Source organism: Paraburkholderia sp. 40 (genome assembly GCF_050434105.1).
Classification (GTDB): domain Bacteria; phylum Pseudomonadota; class Gammaproteobacteria; order Burkholderiales; family Burkholderiaceae; genus Paraburkholderia; species Paraburkholderia tuberum.
In genome coordinates this window covers 1,383,537-1,402,944 of the sequence record NZ_JBNPVY010000002.1, presented here as the reverse complement: position 1 = coordinate 1,402,944, position 19,408 = coordinate 1,383,537, and the positions used below count along the sequence as shown (strand labels likewise).

15 protein-coding genes and 1 pseudogene are annotated in these 19,408 nt (G+C 60.6%); 10 read left to right on the top strand and 6 right to left on the bottom strand.

The features are described 5' to 3' along the window. Positions 1–2 precede the first annotated feature (2 nt). Together OKW28_RS07750 and OKW28_RS07745 are read left to right on the top strand one after the other, a co-directional pair. Complete coding sequence (locus OKW28_RS07750; RefSeq protein ID WP_429444521.1) at positions 3–1,685, top strand: GMC family oxidoreductase; 1,683 nt, start codon at positions 3–5, stop codon at positions 1,683–1,685. A gap of 9 nt (positions 1,686–1,694) precedes the next feature. Continuing rightward, on the top strand, positions 1,695–2,864 hold the full coding sequence (locus tag OKW28_RS07745) for a dihydrodipicolinate synthase family protein (protein WP_429444519.1): 1,170 nt from the start codon (positions 1,695–1,697) through the stop codon (positions 2,862–2,864). Positions 2,865–3,182: 318 nt separating this feature from the next. Here the strand turns inward: OKW28_RS07745 and OKW28_RS07740 are convergent, their stop codons facing one another. After that, the gene (locus OKW28_RS07740; protein ID WP_429444517.1) at positions 3,183–4,493 is read right to left on the bottom strand and encodes an Nramp family divalent metal transporter; all 1,311 of its coding nucleotides are present in this window, start codon (positions 4,491–4,493) and stop codon (positions 3,183–3,185) included. Between the two features lie 317 nt (positions 4,494–4,810). On the opposite strand from OKW28_RS07740, the gene OKW28_RS07735 reads away from it, so the two are divergent. Further along, on the top strand, positions 4,811–5,827 hold the full coding sequence (locus OKW28_RS07735) for a YncE family protein (protein ID WP_429444515.1): 1,017 nt from the start codon (positions 4,811–4,813) through the stop codon (positions 5,825–5,827). Between the two features lie 8 nt (positions 5,828–5,835). Next, entirely contained in the window at positions 5,836–6,801 is a 966-nt protein-coding gene (locus OKW28_RS07730; RefSeq protein WP_429444513.1) for a sterol desaturase family protein, read from the top strand. A 1,024-nt stretch (positions 6,802–7,825) separates the two neighbouring features. Here OKW28_RS07730 and OKW28_RS07725 read toward each other — a convergent pair. From OKW28_RS07725 to OKW28_RS07715, 3 genes are all read right to left on the bottom strand, one after another. Next, entirely contained in the window at positions 7,826–8,272 is a 447-nt protein-coding gene (locus OKW28_RS07725; protein ID WP_429444511.1) for a YybH family protein, read from the bottom strand. Between the two features lie 869 nt (positions 8,273–9,141). Continuing rightward, positions 9,142–11,124: a phosphatase PAP2 family protein gene (locus OKW28_RS07720; protein ID WP_429444509.1), complete on the bottom strand. Its 1,983-nt coding sequence runs from the start codon at positions 11,122–11,124 to the stop codon at positions 9,142–9,144. Positions 11,125–11,640: 516 nt separating this feature from the next. Further along, positions 11,641–11,922, bottom strand: a complete 282-nt coding sequence (locus OKW28_RS07715) for a DUF4148 domain-containing protein (protein ID WP_429444507.1) — start codon at positions 11,920–11,922, stop codon at positions 11,641–11,643. A gap of 88 nt (positions 11,923–12,010) precedes the next feature. On the opposite strand from OKW28_RS07715, the gene OKW28_RS07710 reads away from it, so the two are divergent. From OKW28_RS07710 to OKW28_RS07695, 4 genes and pseudogenes are all read left to right on the top strand, one after another. Further along, positions 12,011–12,157 (top strand): hypothetical protein, encoded by a 147-nt coding sequence (locus OKW28_RS07710; RefSeq protein WP_429444505.1) that lies wholly within the window; start codon positions 12,011–12,013, stop codon positions 12,155–12,157. A 198-nt stretch (positions 12,158–12,355) separates the two neighbouring features. Beyond that, a pseudogene (locus OKW28_RS07705) lies at positions 12,356–12,478 on the top strand (UTP--glucose-1-phosphate uridylyltransferase); the annotation flags it as partial. Positions 12,479–12,940: 462 nt separating this feature from the next. Then, positions 12,941–13,597: a peroxiredoxin gene (locus tag OKW28_RS07700; protein ID WP_429444503.1), complete on the top strand. Its 657-nt coding sequence runs from the start codon at positions 12,941–12,943 to the stop codon at positions 13,595–13,597. Between the two features lie 56 nt (positions 13,598–13,653). Beyond that, positions 13,654–14,721, top strand: a complete 1,068-nt coding sequence (locus OKW28_RS07695) for a rhodanese-like domain-containing protein (RefSeq protein WP_429444501.1) — start codon at positions 13,654–13,656, stop codon at positions 14,719–14,721. Between the two features lie 32 nt (positions 14,722–14,753). Here the strand turns inward: OKW28_RS07695 and OKW28_RS07690 are convergent, their stop codons facing one another. Further along, positions 14,754–15,773, bottom strand: coding sequence for a DMT family transporter (locus OKW28_RS07690; protein WP_429444499.1), 1,020 nt, complete (start codon positions 15,771–15,773; stop codon positions 14,754–14,756). A 479-nt stretch (positions 15,774–16,252) separates the two neighbouring features. Between OKW28_RS07690 and OKW28_RS07685 the strand changes: the two genes are divergently transcribed. Then, positions 16,253–16,870 (top strand): dihydrofolate reductase family protein, encoded by a 618-nt coding sequence (locus tag OKW28_RS07685; RefSeq protein ID WP_429444497.1) that lies wholly within the window; start codon positions 16,253–16,255, stop codon positions 16,868–16,870. A 36-nt stretch (positions 16,871–16,906) separates the two neighbouring features. On the opposite strand, the gene OKW28_RS07680 is transcribed toward OKW28_RS07685, so the two are convergent. Further along, a complete protein-coding gene (locus OKW28_RS07680) occupies positions 16,907–17,851 on the bottom strand; it encodes a LysR family transcriptional regulator (protein WP_429446888.1) in 945 nt (314 codons plus the stop codon). Between the two features lie 173 nt (positions 17,852–18,024). Between OKW28_RS07680 and OKW28_RS07675 the strand changes: the two genes are divergently transcribed. Beyond that, the gene (locus OKW28_RS07675) at positions 18,025–19,242 is read left to right on the top strand and encodes an FAD-dependent monooxygenase (protein ID WP_429444495.1); all 1,218 of its coding nucleotides are present in this window, start codon (positions 18,025–18,027) and stop codon (positions 19,240–19,242) included. Positions 19,243–19,408 lie beyond the last annotated feature (166 nt).

Here is a 19,408-nt window from a genome sequence, read left to right as displayed (position 1 = left end):
GCATGAAGACCGATAGCTACGACTACATCATTACGGGCGGAGGGTCGGCCGGTTGCGTACTGGCGAATCGCCTGAGCGCCGATCCTTCCGTGACGGTTTTGCTGCTTGAGGCTGGCGGCGGCGACCGGAACCCGCTTTTTCACATGCCCGCTGGTTTTGCGAAGATGACCAAAGGCATCGGGTCATGGGGCTGGCATACCGTGCCTCAAAAGCATCTAAATGACCGGGTCTTGCGCTTCACACAAGCGAAAGTCATCGGTGGCGGCTCGTCGATCAACGCGCAGATCTATACGCGCGGCGTGCCAGCGGACTACGACGAGTGGGAGAGCATGGGTGGCGCAACGGGCTGGAGTTACCGCGATGTACTGCCTTATTTCAAACGATCGGAGAACAATCAGCGCTTCGCGAATGAATATCATGCCTATGGTGGTCCGCTAGGCGTGTCAAACCCGATCAGTCCTCTGCCGATCTGCGAAGCGTTCTTCCAGGCGGGTCAGGAGATGGGCATGCCTTTCAACGCCGACTTCAACGGCGCTGAACAGGAAGGCCTCGGCTACTATCAGCTGACGCAGTTCAACGCGCGGCGCGCATCGGCATCCGTCGGGTTCCTTGACCCGATCCTCGGGCGGCCGAATCTCACTGTCAGGTTACAGGCACGGGCGCTACGCGTGATCGTCGAAGGAGGACGCGCAGTCGGCGTAGAACTGGTCAGTGGAACCGACCGCACGCCAGTTGTCGTGCGAGCGAGGCGCGAAGTGATCGTGTCTTCCGGGGCCATTGGATCCCCCAAGCTGCTAATGCAATCAGGCATCGGTCCGGCCGATCATTTGAGGTCAACGGGTGTACCCGTCGTGCATGACATGCCGGGCATCGGCTCAAATCTGCAGGACCATCTCGACCTGTTTGTCATCGCTGAATGTACTGGCGATCATACGTACGACAAGTACAACAAACTCCAGCATGCAGCGTTGGCAGGCCTGCAGTACCTGCTCCTGAAGAAGGGCCCGGTTGCTTCGAGCCTGTTCGAGACGGGCGGCTTCTGGTATGCGGACGGAATCGCTGCGACACACGCCCGGTCGCCCGACATCCAGTTCCATCTCGGCCTGGGTTCAGGGATCGAAGCGGGCATGGCGAAACTTCGCCATGGCGGCGTCACCTTGAATACCGCGTATCTCCGGCCCAAATCGCGCGGCAGCGTACGTCTGGCAAGTGCCGATCCTGCGACAGCGCCGCTGATCGACCCGAACTACTGGTCGGAGCCGGAAGACCGCCATGCAGCGCTCAGGGGCCTGCGCCTTGCGCGCGAGTTAATGAATCAGCCCGCGTTGAAGCGTTTTGTGCAGACGGAAGTCCTGCCCGGTCCGCGTGTCAACACGGACGACGAGTTGTTTGATTATGCGTGTGCCAATGCCAAGACCGATCACCATCCGGTCGGTACGTGCAGGATGGGGCGCCCTGAGGACGAACATAGCGTAGTCACACCTGACCTGCGAGTGATTGGCATTGACGGACTTCGCGTTGTCGATGCCTCCGTGATGCCGCTCATTCCGTCGTGTAACACCAATGCACCGACCATCATGGTCGCGGAGAAGGCAGCCGATCATATCCTCGGTCGCATCCCGGCGCCAAACGCTGTGCGTGCCAAACGAGGTGCGAACGAGATCCCGACATCGACCGCCTTCTGAGAGATAGCCATGAAAATCCTTCTGCCAACCCGTAATGGCGAATTGATTCCGTATACGTTGAAGACCTTGGAGGAGAACATCACGCTGGAGTCGAAATGTGAGTTCAATCGCGTGGCATACGCTGCAGCGCATGTCGTGGTTGATCCCGCGCTCGGCTATGAGCCGTGGTCGGACGCGCCGGCGATCGATTGGGACAGGACGCTCGCGTTTCGGACCTATCTGTACGGCCTCGGTTTCAAGGTTGCCGAAGCCATGGACACCGCGCAAAGAGGCATGGGTCTGGGCTGGAAGACGGCGTCCGAACTCATTCGCCGAAGCATCGCGCACGCGAGAACTATCCCAGGAGCGGATCTAGCCTGCGGTGCTGGCACCGATCATCTGGAAGACCGGCGGCATAGCCTGTCGGATGTGATCGAGGCGTACAAGGAGCAATTCGAAGTCGTGGAAGCGGCCGGTGGTCGGGCGATCATGATGGCGAGTCGTACGTTGTGCGCCGCAGCCCGATCGCCTGATGACTACAAGAAGGTGTATGACGCTGTACTTGCCGAGAGTCGCAACAAAGTCGTGCTTCACTGGCTGGGCGAAGCATTCGACGCTTCGCTCGCAGGATACTGGGGCAGTAGTGACGTTCGCGCCGCAATGGCAACTGTACTCGACATCATCCGCCTGCATTCGGGCAAGATCGAAGGCATCAAGATTTCGTTGCTGAACGCCGAATACGAGTGCGAGCTTCGCGCCCAGTTGCCGGACGGCGTGCGGATGTATACCGGTGACGATTTCAACTACGGCGATCTGATCGCAGGCGACAGCACGGGCATATCGCACGCGTTACTGGGCATATTTGATCCGATTGCACCAGTCGCGGCGAAAGCGCTGGGCCAGTTGGCCAGAGACGATATCGCGGCCTACCACAACACGATGCGACCCACGGTGGCGCTGTCGCGTGAGCTCTTCAGTTCGCCGACACAGTACTACAAGGCGGGGGTTGTCTTCCTCGCGTGGCTGAACGGACATCAGGACCATTTCTCGATGGCCGGCGGCATGGAGTCGGCGCGGTCGGTGCTGCATTTCGCCGAAGTGTTCCGGAAAGCGGACGCCTGTGGCGTGTTGATCAGGCCCGAACTCGCCACGCAGCGAATGAAAGCCTTCTTGCAGGTGCGGGCAGGAATCGTCCAATGAACTGGATCGCAATGGCTGCGGACCGGATTGCGCGGTGAGAGGCGGTCGCTGCTGGTGTGGTGCCTGTTGCCGTCCAACCGTCAGGGCCGGAGGTGCCAGCGAACCTGTTGCGCATCTCCCTGGTGTTCGCGCAACCTGTTGTCGAGCACGTCCTGCCTCGGTTGGACGTGCGCCACGCCAACTGCAACATCATCGACAAGCCGTTTTTGGAGCAGGAGCTCTGGTCCTCCAAGCGGTCAGTCGATGGCTAGCGAACAAACTTCGCCGTCCATCGCACCGGGAGCGCGGCCCATCCCGAAAGAGTCCGGATGGGCTGCATCAGCGTGCAGGCATGCCCGGAATGCTGACGCCGAACGACTGAAGCAATAGCACCGCATTCAGCGCGAGGATGACGACCGTGGCGGCAATCGCTGCAATGTCCGTTAGCCGTCTATTGACGAACTCGCCCATGATGTCTTTGCGGCGGGTGAAGAGCACCAGCGCCACCATCGGGATCGGCAACGCAAACGAAAGAACGACCTGACTGATCACCAGCGCCTGGGTGGCATTCACGCCGAGGCCGACCACCACGAACGCCGGCACCATGGTCACCAGACGTCGCACCCAGACGGGAATCCGGAAACCGACGAAGCCCTGCATGATCATCTGGCCAGCCATGGTGCCGACAACGGAGCTGGAGATACCCGAGCTGATGAGCGAAATCAGGAAAAACGCCGCCGCGCCCGCACCGAGCAACGGCGTGAGCGTATGGTAAGCAGTTTCGATTTCCGCGACGTCGCGATGGCCGGCATGGAATGCCGCGCTGGCCATGATTACCATGGCCATGTTGACGAGACCTGCGAAGAAAAGCGCGACGATGACTTCCCGGTTCGAAAAACGCAGCAGTGCGCGGTGCTCGCTCGCGTTGCTCGCCGGAGTCCGGCCCTGAGTCAGTCCGGAATGGAGATAGATCGCATGTGGCATCACGGTGGCGCCCACGATACCGACCGAAACGGTCAGCGCTTCCCGGTTCGGCATTGAGGGCAAGATCGAGTGCAATCCGGCCTGTCCCCATGCGACGGGCGCAATGAACAATTCGACCAGGTAACACAGACCGATCACAGCAACGAGCGCGCCGATGATGATCTCCATTGGCCGGTAGCCGCCTTTTTCAAACACGAGGATGCCGTATGTCACCACGGCGGTCACCGCCATGCCGGCCATCAACGGCATTTTGAGCAGCAACGCGAGGCCGATTGCGCCACCGAGAAATTCGGCCAGGTCGGTTGCCATCGCAGCCACTTCGCTGACACACCACATGACGAAGACGGCCTTGCGCGGCAGTTGCTCGCGACACATTTCCGCCAGATTACGGCCCGTCACGATGCCGAGTTTGGCTGAGAGCGCCTGGAACAGCATGGCGATCAGGTTGGCCATCAGTACCACCCACAGCAGCGTGTACCCAAACTGGGAACCGGCCTGGATGTTGGTCGCGAAATTGCCTGGGTCCATGTAGGCGATCGAGGCAATCACTGCGGGTCCGGCGAACAGCAGCGCAGAGCGCAAGCCGCGTCGTTTGCCGGCCAGCACATCGCGAATCGCAACAGTCGTGCGATCTGTGAGCGTATTTTTGCCGGCAGTGCTGTTCATGGACACTTCCCGACTTCTCTGGACGAACGTGGCACTGCTATTACTCCAGGTTCTTTAGCGCGTGATGGCAATATACAACGGCCAAACTCCGCGGATGATCGGGGCGGGTGCTGCGCCAAGCGCGCCCGGGGCCGCGGGAAGCTCGGTCAAATACAGCGGAATCGCATGCGCATCGTCAGCTTCGCCCGAAATTTGTTAGGCTACTGACAGGAAGCGGTTGAGCATCGCTCCATATCAGCGCCATTCGCAATTCGTCCTTGCGTGACGGTGAATCCATCCAGCAGAATGAGTGGCTAATTCTCTCATGCATGCCCTCCATGAAGCTTTCACGTCGCGAAGTACTTGGCCGTAGTCTGGCCATTCCCCTGAGTCTCGGCCTGTCGCCTTTCCTCGCCCTTCGTTCAGGTATCGCCAGCGCGGCGCCCCCCAATCTCGCTATCGTGATGAATTCCGGCGAAGCCAGCGTTTCGGTCATCGACATGGCGTCGCACAAGATCGTCCGGACATTGCCGACCTTGCGCGAACCCAGTCACTGGGCGCTTTCGCGCGACAGAAGCAAGCTCTATATTGCCGACGCCAGCGGCAATGCACTGTTCATTGTCGACCCGCACACCGGTTTGGCGCTTGGCCACAAGGTGATCGCCGATCCGTACCAGCTTGGCTTCACGCCGGATTTCCGCTACCTCGTCGTCAATGCACTGCGGCTCAACTATGTCGACATCTACCGCCCCGACGACCTGACGCTCGTCAAGCGCTTCTCTCCCGGCGGCATGCCGAGCCACCTCGACTTCTCGCCGGACTCGCGCTGGAGCTTCAATTCGATGCAGGAGTCCGGCACGCTCGTTTCATTCGACCTGACGAACCTGACGATCCGCTGGAAGTCGAAGGTCGGATCGACCCCCGCTGGCGTGCTCTGGCACAACGGCAAGGTACTGGTCTGCGTGATGGGCAGCGACCATGTGGCGGAAGTCGATCCAGTGACGGGTAACGTGCTGCGGCGGGTGAAAACCGGCGTCGGCCCGCACAATGTCTTTCTTACGCCCGACGGCGCGACGCTCTACGTGAGCAACCGGATCGGCGGCTCGCTGGTGGCGCTCGATCCAACCACCCTCGAGCTTCGTCGTACCTATCCGTTCCACGCTGCGGGGCCAGATGATATTGCTGTTGGCCCCGACGGCAAGCTATGGGTGACGCTGCGTTTCCGGGAGCAGGTCGCCGTACTCGATCCAGCCAGCGGCAACTATGAGACCATTGATGTCGGACGCTCGCCGCACGGCATCTTCCTCACCACCGAAATGAGCCGCCCAGGTCTCGTTACCGCCGAAACGCTCTAACGCCCATCATGCTGATATTTCTCGACAGATTCTTCAATATGCTGGCCGGTGAAATCGACCAGCATCTCGTTCTGCCGTTGCTGTATCACTTCGGCTGGATGCAATGGGAAGAGCTTTCCTTCGACTGGGCGCTGATCTGCGTCTATGGCCTCTTCGCGGTCATCGTCACGTATGCGGTTTGCTGGCCGCTCGAAGCACTCTTTCCGATCGAACGCTGGGATGACCGCAAAGCCGTCGTAACCGACGCGTTCTATACGATCCTCAACCGCGTCGGGGTGTTGCCTGTCGTCAGTTTCCTGCTGTTCTACCAGGTGCAGGTGTGGGTGAACGGCTTCGTGGTCGATCACGGCTACATACCGCCAACGCTTGAGACGTTGATACCGCCGCTTCTCGGACATCCGGTCATTACCTTCATCGCGTACGCGCTGATTCTGGACTGTGCCGATTACTGGCGTCACCGCCTGTCGCACTCATACCGTAGCTGGTACGCACTGCATGCGTTGCATCATGCGCAGCGACAGATGAGTTTCTGGTCGGACGACCGCAACCATCTGCTTGACGACCTGGTCGCTGCAATCTGGTTCGGCATCGTCGGCCTCGCGATCGGTATTCCGCCGCTGCAGTTTCCGCTGCTGTTCCTGTTCATGCGCTTCATCGAAAGCCTGAGCCACGCCAATATCAAGCTTTCGTTCGGCTGGCTCGGGGACCGGTTGATCGTCTCGCCACGCTTTCACCGGTTGCATCATGGCCTGCGCGCGGCCGGCCGCAATTCCTGTAACTACGGCGCCGTCTTCCCGGTCTGGGACATCGTGTTTGGTACAGCGGACTTCTCCGCCGAGTACCCGCCTACAGGCGACCGGCGCGCACCGGAATCGATGGCCACGGGCGGCTACATCGCACAGCAACTGGGCGGCTTGCAATTTTTCCTTGAACAGTGGCGGCAACCGGCAAAGGCTCGCCGCAGTTCCTCCTGAGAACATCCCTGCATTGCGCCAATGCCCAAACGGGCCGGTTCATGTGCGCCTGGATTTGGTCCGGACCGGCTGGTGCAAAGAACCTGTCAGTAGACCGTAAAGCATCTGCTCTGTGCCTTTGAACCTGAGGTGCGATAATTGCAGTTGCTGGTTTCAGAATGCCCGGATACCGGCATCTACCCGCTCTATCCAGCTATCCTCAGTTCAAAGAGTTCGAAGTGGTAGAGACTGTCAAGCAAAGATCAGGGCAAATACACGTCGCGATACGGCCTGCGCTCCGGCAACATAGGGGGCTGTCTCTCCCCGACGCGACGCGCCCGTCAAGGCACCCATGGAGTGAAAGATGTTGCGCAGAACCAGTTCCTGGTTTGTGCGTTACACGCCCCGCGCGCACGCTCGCGCGTAAAGCGATCGGGCTGGCAATCCTTGTCAGCGGTTCCGCAGTGATTGTCGTGTATCTGCTACGACGCGTCTCCGATGGCTAAACGTCAAAGACAGGCGTGGCGCATTTGATTTCCAGGCAGTCCCGCGATGCAAACGTCGGGCGTCTGGAGCTACAGAGCAGCGCCCTCGCGGCTGGCAGCCCGACGCTTCGACTTCCTTTCCCTGGTGTTCAGGCGCGATCACCGGAGGCACAAGGCAGCCGTAGTGTTAGAACGGGCAGCGCAGGTGACGCAGTGACGTACCTGCTAAATCTGGTTGGCGCTGACAGTTACGGTATGGCCGTGAGTGCCGCAATCTCGATGACAACGTCTGTCACTTGAATGGCCGCGTTCGCGGAGTCAGCGGTCGCTCGCATAATGCCGTTAGACGTCTCAAACTGGCCGAAATGCGTCTTGTCTGGCACTCGGTGTTCTGAACTGCCGCCATCGGAGAGCATCCCTTCTCCGGGGGGAGCCCAGCCTGGACGACGAGCGCCAGCGGGAAGCACTCAGAACACCGGCTCTTCTCAGGCGCTACGAACCGTGGAAACATGGCCTTCGATTCTAAAGGTGAACAAACGTCGATTTGGCTCGCCCGTCGGTCACTGCGCCGCGTTCCACGTATGCGCGGTCGTGCGCCATTTCCCATCCGCGCCCTTGGTCATGACCTTCACCAGAACGCCCTTATAGGGTGTCTTCTTGCCATCTTTTTCCGCGACAGCCGTCCAGTTCGCGGTCTCGTACATCACGTTGCCGACGCGGTTCGCCTGCACGACATCGATCGTATGATCGTGTACGCCGGCGTCGAAGTAGCTTTTGAAGAGCTTCTCGATTTCGGCGCGTCCCTGAACGGTCGTTCCGTTGCCGGGCGAGACCACCGCCTTATCGTCGTACATGGCGGCAAGCCCGTGAGCGTCTCCCTTATTGAAAGCCGCGTTCCAGGCAGTGTTCGCTCGGTCGATCACCTCGTCATGCTGCGCCAGCGCCGGTTGCGCAGCTGCAAGTGCCAGCACAACGCATGTGGCGAATTGTCTTGAGAACTTATTCATCACGTAGCTCCAGGTGGCAAAGTCGCTGAACGGGACGACGCGTCAGCGTGGTTAAGGAACTCCTCAAACTCGCATTCGGCGCGCGCCAGTATGTGGTTCGATGCCAGTCGACCGTCTGCGTGTGGAGTATAGAAACCGGGCGTTCGCGTAATCAATTAACTCGGAGATAAATGATCGAAGGTAGCGCACGGCAGCCAGCTATACGGCGTGCCGCTCGGACGCGCGCTCGGTGGCAAGACGAGATCGCCGTGGCACGACGGCTGAACGAGCGACCACGAAAGGCACTGGATTACGAGACACCAGCTGAACGATTCCATCGAACTATTGCATCGACCGGTTGAATCCGCCGGGGAAGGCAGACGTTCGACGCGGCCATGAAGCTGCAGGCGCCCTGGGTCAATAGCCTTTCAGACGGCATCCAGACCAGGGATATGGACGCAACCCGCCGTGTCGTGACAGCGCTGTGAAACAAACTGCAGGGAAGCGACGAACTTGAACAGCGAGATTGACGGCGGAAGATAGTGGAAAGCCGACGGTCGTTGTTCACGCATAACGAATCTGCAAAGAGTCGATTTGCAGGTGGCCGGCGATGTGACGCATTTGCGCCTGGAGTTAGAGGCCGTCGTCCGGATTGGAGCGGACGCTTTGCGCCGGCTGAAGTACTGCTCATCGATAAGGCGCAACAGCTTACGCTCACGGCTCCCGAAATGACGGCACTGGTGGGCGGCCTGCGCGTGCTGAGCGAGGTCTACGCGAGCGCGGTGCGGACCTCATGGATGACGCGCATCGCGATCCAGCCCGGCATCGATCATCCGCGTTACAGACAGCGGGTTATCCGGGCGACGCATAGCCAAGCCAATATGGCCGGATTACGAATCGATGTGCACCGACACGCCGGTCGACGAGTAGACCGGCGTCGCCTTGTGGCCGTCGACCGTGATCGTCGTGAACTGCTTCGTCGCCCCGTTGCCATCGATCAGATCGATGGTGTCGCCGACCTTGGGCGCATAGCCGCTCACGAACTTCACGTGTAGCGTGCCGCCGGCGATGGTCAGCTGATTACCAACGTGCAGTTGACCGGCGCCTTTACCGTCAATGTCGAGTTCGAGTGTCGTGCCGGCGAGCTGCGTGTACTTGCCGACGATGGACACGGGCGACGCCGCCGCAATGGTGATGCCACCCGCACCCACATACACGTCGCCCGTGCCGAACGCATTCGGAGAATCGGCCTCGAGCACGCCGCCACTTACCTGGGAGCCGCCCGACCAGGTGTTGTTGCCGCCGAGCTTCAACGTTCCGTTACCCTGCAGCGTCAACTTCCCTGCGCCGGCAATGTCGTTGCGCCACAGATCCGACGCGTTGAATCCGCCCTGGGACGCATCCATCGAAACGATGACGCTGCCATGGAACGCACCATATCCGTCCCCGGCTGCAAACATGTTGAGGCGGCCCCACCCTTCCGCATCGTCCATGACCGGATAGCCGGAAGGAAGCTCGGTCGTTTTGAGCACCACGCGGCGCTGCTCAGCGCTCAGATACGGAAAGCGCGTCTCCAGTAACAGCTCCGCACCCTTCGGCACAACGGGAGGCGCATTGGTCGATTCGATCGGAGCAAAGCCGAACGTCATACGGCGAGTGAAGTCCGCTTTGTTCGTCGCGTAGTCGGCGAAGCGGTCCGTCGCTGCCGTGCCGGAGTGGGCGAAAGCGGTGAAGCTCGTCGAGCTGGTATTCGTCGACTGCATCAGGGCCGCGTGCGCCTGGCTAAATGCGGCGCTCTTCAACGTGGCGTTGCTCGGATCGGAAAGATTCGCAGCAGTCGCCGCAAGTGCAAACATTCGACCAGCAATGACGTCGAGCGGCGAGTGCATACCGGCGAAAATGCGGTTTTCGCCAAGTTCGAGGCCGCGGCTCGCCATCTCCTGGAACCGCTCCGGCAGCACGTAGGCCATCGTCATCGCGTCGCGCATGGCCTCCGCCTCGTGACCGCTGATAAATCCGCCATCGGTCGAAGGCGTGGTGCTCTCGGCAGGCACCAGAGTCGGATCTACCACGACACTCGTGCTCCAGCGGTATGGCCGGGCGTATTTGTAGAAGCGCTTGGCCGGCTCGGTGGACGCGTTGTTGCCCATGATGTTGAGCAGGTCGACAACCTGGCCGAAACTGGTGTTGCCGCCACTGCTGCCGACGCCGATGTTGTTGCCGTTGTCGTTGTACAGAACGGTCGTCGCATCCGCCGGAATCGACGTGATGGTCGTTACCTGCTGCGCCGCCGCGCGCCACGCATTGGTGAGCGGTCCCATGCCATCGGTCACGCTATAACCTTTGCCGCGCCGGTCGTCGTAGTAGGCTGCGTCGGCCTCCGCCTGAGTTCGGTTGGTCGTCTCGGTGACCACGAATTGAATGTTTGCGGAATGGACGGCACTGTTCACGACAGCCCCACCCGGCGTACCGTCATTGGGTAGTCCTGTCCACGTGGACTGCACGACAGCCGGAAAGGAACCATTGGCGGGCGCGGAGACGCCCGCATCGACGATCTCGGTCAACGGTTGCCAGATGTCGAGGAATCGCGAGACGACACGCACGCCCGCATTCGTGGCGAGCGTCGCATATCGCGCATCGCCGCGCTGGTTAGTCGCAATCGTGTCGACGAACGCGGGCACGTCGGGGATTGCGGCGTTGTCGACAAAACCGGGGTCGGCAGGGGGCGCCGGGATCGAGGCCGTCGCCGTCGTCGTCGAAGTGTTCGAGGCGGTCGGCGTAGAAGAATCATTGCTACCACCGCACGCGGCTAGTGCCGCCACGCTTGCGAGCACCGTGAGGCGCAGCGGGAGAGAGACGCGAAAATGAGGCATCACGAGACTTTCTTGTGGTTGTTGGTGGCGTCGGATTGTGCGGGTGAATTATGACGGCATTGTTGCGACTGATTACGTGGTATCGGATATCGTGGCGCGATTCGCAGGTATCCCGGAAGACCTGGTGGTGGAAGCTGCACATGCGTCGCAGACGTGTGAACGCAGAACTCCTTAGTATTTGATTGCGGCTCATCCACATTCGCGAAGCATGCGAAAGGTTTCATTCCGCGAGGTATTGATGCAATGTCGATTCGGAACGCCAACCACAGGGCGATCCATTAACGGACAACCGTTTCGCGTGAGCCTAAAACCACCCCTTTACCGTCGCCACTCGCCAGAGGACAAACATGACGAGGCCTACCGACGCGGCGGTCAACAGAATGAAGTCAATCGAGCGCACCAGCTTTTTCATATCGACGTTGGAGCGGACGCGCGACGTCCGCATGAGAGCCGGAAGTTAGGCGTGTGGAAGTACCGAAACGCGCTCGTATGGAATGTCGAACGCACACCAGCACTTCAGTGATGCGAGAAAAGCGCGTTATCTGAGGGCGTTGCGAAGGAAAGGCGATGTCCGGATTGCGAATTCACTACCGGCCCTGAACCGTAGTCGTTATTCGCGTGTGCCTGCCGCGGGCTGCTCTCGTCCGGATAGTGCACTTTCGACTGATGGAGCGTGCCGTTCTGTTCCGCCTGTATGACGCTCGCTTCCACCTCGGAGCGAGTGAGGGGCTGCGCCGACGAGAGCGCTGGAATGGCGATTGTGGTTGCAAGGATCGCATGAGCGATAAGTACTTTCATAAGTTGGCTCCTTGATGAATAGGCAAATTTCGATGGATCGAATGGACCACGCTAACTGCATTGAAAGCGAGTCGATCTTCGCGCTGAGATGGACCGCGAACAGATAGCGATCGACGGGGTGCCCGGTATTCAGCGCGTGGATATGAAGGTACGCCCTGCAACCTTAAAAGCCGCTTATCCCGTCTCCGAAAAATGCGCGGCGTTCGCCAGCCATGTTCCGACCGTTTATCGATAAAAAGGCGATCTGGCAGTCGTCTTTGACGAACCGGGTTCGCCTGACTCGCCAGGCACTGCGGACTGACCCGCCGCAATCGCGAATATCCGCACTGCGCCGCCAAACCGGGCCATCATGGCGAGCATTCAGCCGATGTTTTTCGAGCGGACGGAAGCTGCGTTTGTTGCAAGCGCTTCAGTACCGCACGCTTCGACGCGCCTCGCCGAGCTCGTGCAAAGCATCAAACCGCCCATCGTCAACTGCATCTATGTTCGGCAGGCCGAGCCGCTCGGACTCGGTCACGCGGTGTTGTGCGCGCAAAAGCTGATCGGCGACGACCCAGACGACGAGACGGCCACGCCGGGCACCACGCATTAGCGCCCGGCATTGGACCACCGAACGGTCTGATCAAATCAGGGTCGGTAAATCCGTGCGCTATCGAACACACGCCGGCGCGTCGAATGTCCATGATTTACCGGTAAACGTCATTCCCCTAAGCCGTTTCGAAGTGGCCAGCCGGACTGACTTCGATGGGTGTCAGCATGGCTTGTGCGTAACGCGCTATATTTGAAATCTCACTGCGCGATGCGGCAACGCTCGTACTCGCCCGACAGGTGGCGATCTCGAGCTTCTTCGGCACGGCGACGCCCTACTTGTCGCGCGTGTATGCGCCGCGAAAGCTTCATCTATCGTTGTGAGCGTTGGTGATTTTCAATCCCCGAGATTAACCGGGCTCGTGTTGGACCGATGCAGACAGGCCTGGCTCGGGTCTTCCTCTTAACCACGACTTCACAGGACGGCAATATGTCACTTCGTATCAATGACACCGCGCCCAACTTCACCGCGCGGACCACGCAGGGCACCATCGATTTCCACGACTGGATCGGCGACCAATGGGCGGTCCTGTTCTCTCATCCGAAAGACTTCACGCCAGTTTGCACGACTGAACTGGGCTACATGGCGAAGATCGAGCCGGAGTTCACCAGGCGCAACGCGAAGCTGATCGGGTTGTCGGTCGATCCGGTCGAAGACCACGAAAAATGGGCCGCGGACATCGAGGAAACGCAGGGCGCCGCCGTCAAATACCCGATGATCGGCGACACCGACCTCGCGATCGCCAAGCTGTACAACATGCTGCCGGCCGACGCGGGCGATACCAGCGAGGGCCGCACCGCCGCGACCAACGCGACCGTGCGCTCGGTTTTCATCATCGGTCCCGACAAGAAGATCAAGCTGACGCTGACCTACCCGATGAGCACTGGCCGCAACTTCGACGAAATCCTGCGCGTGCTCGATTCGATCCAACTGACCGCCAAACACAAGGTCGCGACGCCGGTCAACTGGAAGCAGGGCGAAGACGTGATCATCACGTCCGCGGTCAGCAACGAAGAGGCGCAGCAGATTTTCCCTGGTTTCAAGACCATCAAACCGTATCTGCGCACCACCAAGCAACCGGGCTGACAGATGTGCACGGCGGCCGCTTGCGGCCGCCTCGCCGACTTTCCTAAGGGATACAGATGATTTTTCGTCAGCTGTTCGATCCTGCTTCGTCGACCTACACGTACTTACTCGGCGACAGCGGCGAGGCGGTGCTCATCGACCCCGTCTACGAGCAGGTGCCGCGCGATCAGGCGCTGCTGCGCGAGCTGGGCCTATGGCTGCTCACGACGCTCGATACCCATGTGCACGCTGATCACGTAACCGGCGCATGGCGCATGCGTTTGCGTTGCGGCAGCGAGATCGGGCTTGCCGGGGTCGTCGAGGCGAAAGGCGTCACGCGACCGCTCGCGCATGGCGATCGGATCGACTTCGGCACGCGTCATCTGACCGTGCGCGCAACGCCTGGCCATACGAACGGCTGCCTGACCTACGTGCTCGACGATCTGAGCATGGCCTTTACCGGTGACAGCCTGCTGATTCGCGGCTGTGGCCGCACCGATTTCCAGCAGGGCAGTCCGCAGCAGTTGTTCGCGTCCGTGCGCGAGCAGATCCTGTCGCTGCCGGACGACTGCCTCCTCTATCCCGCGCACGATTATCGCGGCATCACGGTGACGAGCGTGACCGAGGAGCGGCGCTTCAATCCGCGTCTGGGCGGCGACGTCGACGTCGGCGATTTCGCCGGTTACATGAACAACCTGAATTTGCCGCATCCGAAGCAGATGGCGGTCGCGGTGCCCGCAAACATGCGTTGCGGGCAGCCGGAAGGCGGCGCCGAAGTTGCGACCGAAACGCCGGATTGGGCACCGTTGACGCTGCGCTTTAGCGGCGTGTGGGAAATCGAGCCGATGGCGCTGCTCGAGCATGGCGCCGCGTTTCAGATCGTCGATGTGCGCGAGGCGCCCGAGTTCATCGATCGTTTGGGTCATCTGCCGGGCGCGAAGCTGGTGCCGCTGTCGCAATTGACAGGGCGGCTCGATGAACTGGAGCGCGAGCGGCCGGTGGTCGCGGTGTGCCGGTCCGGCGTGCGCTCGGCGCAGGCAAGCGTGTTGCTGACGAAGGCGGGGTTCGGCAAGGTGGCGAATCTTGCCGGTGGGATGCTGCGGTGGAGGACGGAGGGGTTGCCGGTTGCGTCGGATAGTGTTTGAGGGGGAATCGGCGCTTCGGAACTCCCACAAGCTCAGCCTTGGCCTTGGCGACAGCCTCGGCCTTGCCCCAAAGCCGCGCCAGCCTTCGAATAGCCAGCGCTCCGCTGCGCCGGCCGCGTGACCAGCCAGATCCCCCCGCATACGAGCACCAGCGCGACGAGATTCTTCAATTCCATGATGTTCTCGTTCAGACATATCGCGGATAGCACGGTACCGAACACGGGCACCAGGAAATTGAAAACGGTAGCTTTGCCAACCTGGTTATATTTCAGCAGAAGACTCCACAAGGTGAAGGCCACTGCGGACAGCAAAGCGAGATAGGCCAGCAATGCCATCGATCCCAGCGTGAACGCGTGCAACGAACCACCGGTCGCGTAGCCCGCCGCAAGCAGAGCGGCGCCGCCAAACCCGAGTTGATGACCCGTCATGACCATCACGTCCATGCTCTGCGAAATGCGCTTTCCGTAAATCGATGCAGCGGAAAGCACGAATGCGGCAATAACGATAAAGCCTTCGCCGAGCAAGGTGAACGCAAATTCAAACTGACCGCCGCCAAAATTAACGATCACCACGCCGACGAATCCCAGCAGGCATCCAAGTGCCTTGCGTGGCGAGACCTTATCGTTCTCGTAGATGAAATGAGCAAGCAGCGCACTGAAGAAGGTCGTTGTCGAATTCAGGATCGAACCGCGAACGCCGGTCGTGTAGGCGAGACCGATATAGAAGAAAACGTATTGAATGGCCGTTTGCGTGAAACCCAATAGCATCAGTTGTCCGCTATGGCGCCGATTCAAATCGAAAAGAGGCTTCTTCGAGAGGGTAGCGAGAATCAACAACAACAGTCCCGCGAGTACGAACCGGTAGCCTGCGAAGATCAGCTTTGAAGGAATATCGTTTTGCGTGATTCCGAGCAACGCATAGCCAATTTTAATTGCCGGGTACGAACTGCCCCACAGCAGGCAGCATACGGTCGCCACAATGACGAGCACTTTCGGTTGGGTGAATAACCGCGCGGAATCGCGCGATCCGGTTGTTGCTGAAGGTACGGACATGTTTCTGGTGATGTTGTCTTTGTGCACTGTGTGGGCAGGCCACAGCAGTGCTTTTTTATTGCTGTATCGCTTTTTTGCCTTTCAGCGATACCGCATGAAGGCTTTGCGAAATTGTACGCAAATGGAATTGTAATATCAGGCGGATGCGGCTGCTTCGCGTCTTGGCACGCGTCGCACGGGCACGCCAAATACGGCCGCTGAGACTCATCGGCCATCGAACAAAATGCCACGGGCGACCGGACGTTACGCCGGCTGCTATGTCCGCATCACTGTGTCGGGCGATCTTCCGACCATGCGCTGGCGAGTGGTGCGCACCTTCACACCTGCGGCGCAGGCACCCGTGGGTCCAGTCATTGTGCGCCGACCGCGCGATGCTCGCTCGCGCGGCTTCACCCGGTGCGGACGTCGATTGTCGATCCGCACGCGACTAGTTCGTCGTATAGATGGAACCGATCAGGTTCATCGCCCAGGAGCACATCATGCGCAAGCACATCGTTTCCATGTTCCTCAGTCTGGATGGCGTCGCTCAATCCCCCGGCGCGCCCGAGGAGGATACCAGTGGTGATTTTCGTTTGGGTGGGTGGATCGTCCCTTACGCCGACGAAGCGGTCGGCGCAAGTGTGCATCATCTGCTCGCGCAGCCGTTCGAGTTGCTGCTAGGGCGTTGCACGTACGACATATTCGCGTCTTATTGGCCATATGTACCGGCCGATTCACGCAACCACGACATGGCCGACCAGTTCAATCAGGTCCGCAAGCACGTGGCCACGCATCGATCCGATACGCTCGATTGGCACAACAGTCATGCGCTGAACGGAGACCTTGCCGACGCGATACGCGCGCTGAAACTTCAGGACGGTGCCGATCTATTGACGTTCGGCAGCGGCGACATGGTGCGCCAATTGCTGGCGGCGGGCCTCGTGGATGAACTCCAACTCCTGATTTATCCCGTCATGCTCGGGCACGGCAAACGCCTGTTCGGCAACGACGCACAAGCGTCCGCCTTCACGCTGGCACACGCGACGAGCACCCCCGGCGGCGTGCTGATCACGCGCTACGCCCGCAACGGCGAAGTCCGAACCGGAACGTTCGAGTAAGCGCGAAGCTTCCGATCGACGCTTACAAACGAAGGCCTATTTCTTCCTCACGTCCCGCGCTCGCCTGCCACGCGCCACGGTATCGGCGAACAGATCGATCACGACCTCGCGCAGCCAGCGATTGCCTTCATCCTGATGGACGCGCTCGTGCCACAACAAATGGATCGGCGCGGCGGGCAGCGTCATCGGCAGCGCGCGCAGGCTAAGCGAGAACGGCGTGGCCAACTCCAGAGCGAGGCGCTCGGGCACCGTGGCGATCAGGTCGGTACGTTGCAGGATGTAGCCGACGCTCATAAAGTGCGGCACCGTCAGTCGCACCTGACGCCGCACGCCGCGCCGTTTCAGCCACTCGTCCACTTGACCGTGGCCGGTGCCGGCCGACACCACCACCAGATGCTCGGCTTCGCGCCACGCGGAAAGCGTGAGCGGCGCGTCCTCGAGTGGGTGAGCGCGTCTGAACAGACAGACGTAGCGCTGATCGAACAGACGCCGCTGATAGAAACCCCCCTTCAACTGCGGCAATAGACCGATCGCCAGGTCGACCCGGCCGTCGGCCATTTCGTTGCTCAGATTGACGCTCGTATTGCGCACCGTATTCATCGCGATGCCTGGCGCGACGCGCGACAATCGTTCCAGCAATGCGGGCAAAAACACGACTTCGCCGATGTCGGTCATGCCGATCGTCATCGTTCGCATCTCGCGCAGCGGATCGAAGCCCGTCATCGGATTGAGCGCGGCGTGCAAGGTGGCGAGCGCCTGCGAGACCGGTTCCGCGAGACGCAGCGCGAACGGGGTAGGCACCACGCCGCCCGGCGCGCGCACGAACAGCGGATCACCCAGCAGGCGGCGCAGCTTCGCGAGCGCATTGCTGACGCCCGGCTGGCTCATGTTCATTTGCTCGGCGACGCTCGCCACGCGCCGCTCCTGCATCAGCCGCTGGAACAGCAGCAGCAGGTTGAGATCGAGATCGCTCAGTTCCATGGTCTCGGCATGACCTAAGGTCATTCATTTCAGTGATGAAGTAGATTCATTTCATCTTATTGAGCAATGATCGTCTAGTGCTGAAAATACCAACACGGTATCCGCATGCGACGCGCCGAGCGCGCGTTCTAGAGTGGCCCAAATCGATAAACCCGCATATCGGAGACACAATCATGAACCGGATGGATCTGAGCATCGCGATCGTCGGCGCCGGCATCGGCGGCCTTACGCTGGCGCTCGCACTACGCGAACATGGCATCGATGCGCAACTCTACGAGCAGACCGATGAGTTGCGCGAAGTGGGCGCGGCCGTCGCACTGTCGGCCAACGCGACGCGCTTTTACGAGCGCATGGGGCTACGCTCCGCGTTCGAAAACGTGTGCGCCGAAGTACCCGGGCTCATTTATCGCGATGGCCGCAGCGGCAGCGTCATTGGACATCATCGCGGCATGCCCAGCTATCGCGAGCAGTTCGGTGGCTCGTACTGGGGCGTTCATCGCGCCGATCTGCAGGCGGTGCTGTCGAAGGCAGTTGGTCTCGAGCACATCGAGCTCAGCCATCGCTTGATCGATCTCGTGCAGCATCCCGAGCGCGTGAGTCTCGCGTTCGACAACGGTCGGCGCATCGATGCCGATCTCGTGATCGGCGCCGACGGCGCACGCTCGATTACGCGACGCTGGATGCTCGGCTACGACGACGTGCTGTATTCCGGTTGCTCGGGCTTTCGTGGCATCGTGCCGGCCGAGCGCATGGACCTGTTGCCCGATCCAGAGACGATCCAGTTCTGGGTCGGGCCCGGCGGCCATCTGCTGCATTATCCGATCGGCGACAAGGGCGATCAGAACTTCCTGCTGGTCGAGCGTCATCCGTCGCCGTGGCCGTCGCGCGACTGGGTCATGCCGTCGACCGAAGGCGAGCAGCTGCGCCTGTTCAAGGACTGGCATCCGGCCGTCGTGCAGATGATCACGGCCGTGCCGATCAGTCAGCGCTGGGGCCTGTTTCACCGTCCGCCGCTTGGCCGCTGGAGCAAGGGCCGCGTGACGCTGATCGGCGATGCCGCGCATGCGCTCGTGCCGCATCACGGCCAGGGCGCCAACCAGTCGATCGAGGATGCCGTGGTGCTGGCCGCGCAACTCGCCAAGGCGGGCCCGGGTAAGTGGCGGGAAGCGCAGGAAGCCTACGAGCGTCTGCGCCGGGGCCGCACGCGCAAAGTGCAGTACGCGTCGATCAGCACCGCGGACGTGTTGCATCTGCCGGACGGCCCCGCCGCGCAGGAACGCAACGCGCGGCTAGGGGCGCGCGACAGCATACTGCAACACCTCGACTGGATTCACGATTTCGATGCGCTCGCGCAAGAGCCGAGCGCGCGGCAAGGGGGCACGTGGCTTTGAGCCTCTCCATGAGGCTTCAATAGGGAGGCGGTGGGCCGCATGCTCATGCCAGGCGCCGCTCTCCAGCCACGACGCGTCACATGCACCCATTGACCGAGTCCGTGACGACGGTCGAACCAAGGCGCAAATTGTCTCTCGCCACTGCATATCCGGCCAGATAGCCGGC

Excerpts from the sequence above, each read along its gene's own strand:
- OKW28_RS07710 (WP_429444505.1), top strand. The coding sequence starts at position 12,011 with ATGGACCGCGAACAGATAGCGATCGACGGGGTGCCCGGTATTCAGCGC.
- OKW28_RS07700 (WP_429444503.1), top strand. The coding sequence starts at position 12,941 with ATGTCACTTCGTATCAATGACACCGCGCCCAACTTCACCGCGCGGACC.
- OKW28_RS07685 (WP_429444497.1), top strand. The coding sequence starts at position 16,253 with ATGCGCAAGCACATCGTTTCCATGTTCCTCAGTCTGGATGGCGTCGCT.
- OKW28_RS07750 (WP_429444521.1), top strand. The coding sequence starts at position 3 with ATGAAGACCGATAGCTACGACTACATCATTACGGGCGGAGGGTCGGCC.
- OKW28_RS07725 (WP_429444511.1), bottom strand. The coding sequence starts at position 8,272 with ATGAATAAGTTCTCAAGACAATTCGCCACATGCGTTGTGCTGGCACTT.
- OKW28_RS07690 (WP_429444499.1), bottom strand. The coding sequence starts at position 15,773 with ATGTCCGTACCTTCAGCAACAACCGGATCGCGCGATTCCGCGCGGTTA.
- OKW28_RS07745 (WP_429444519.1), top strand. The coding sequence starts at position 1,695 with ATGAAAATCCTTCTGCCAACCCGTAATGGCGAATTGATTCCGTATACG.
- OKW28_RS07675 (WP_429444495.1), top strand. The coding sequence starts at position 18,025 with ATGAACCGGATGGATCTGAGCATCGCGATCGTCGGCGCCGGCATCGGC.
- OKW28_RS07720 (WP_429444509.1), bottom strand. The coding sequence starts at position 11,124 with ATGCCTCATTTTCGCGTCTCTCTCCCGCTGCGCCTCACGGTGCTCGCA.
- OKW28_RS07715 (WP_429444507.1), bottom strand. The coding sequence starts at position 11,922 with ATGAAAGTACTTATCGCTCATGCGATCCTTGCAACCACAATCGCCATT.
- OKW28_RS07730 (WP_429444513.1), top strand. The coding sequence starts at position 5,836 with ATGCTGATATTTCTCGACAGATTCTTCAATATGCTGGCCGGTGAAATC.
- OKW28_RS07680 (WP_429446888.1), bottom strand. The coding sequence starts at position 17,851 with ATGGAACTGAGCGATCTCGATCTCAACCTGCTGCTGCTGTTCCAGCGG.
- OKW28_RS07695 (WP_429444501.1), top strand. The coding sequence starts at position 13,654 with ATGATTTTTCGTCAGCTGTTCGATCCTGCTTCGTCGACCTACACGTAC.
- OKW28_RS07735 (WP_429444515.1), top strand. The coding sequence starts at position 4,811 with ATGAAGCTTTCACGTCGCGAAGTACTTGGCCGTAGTCTGGCCATTCCC.
- OKW28_RS07740 (WP_429444517.1), bottom strand. The coding sequence starts at position 4,493 with ATGAACAGCACTGCCGGCAAAAATACGCTCACAGATCGCACGACTGTT.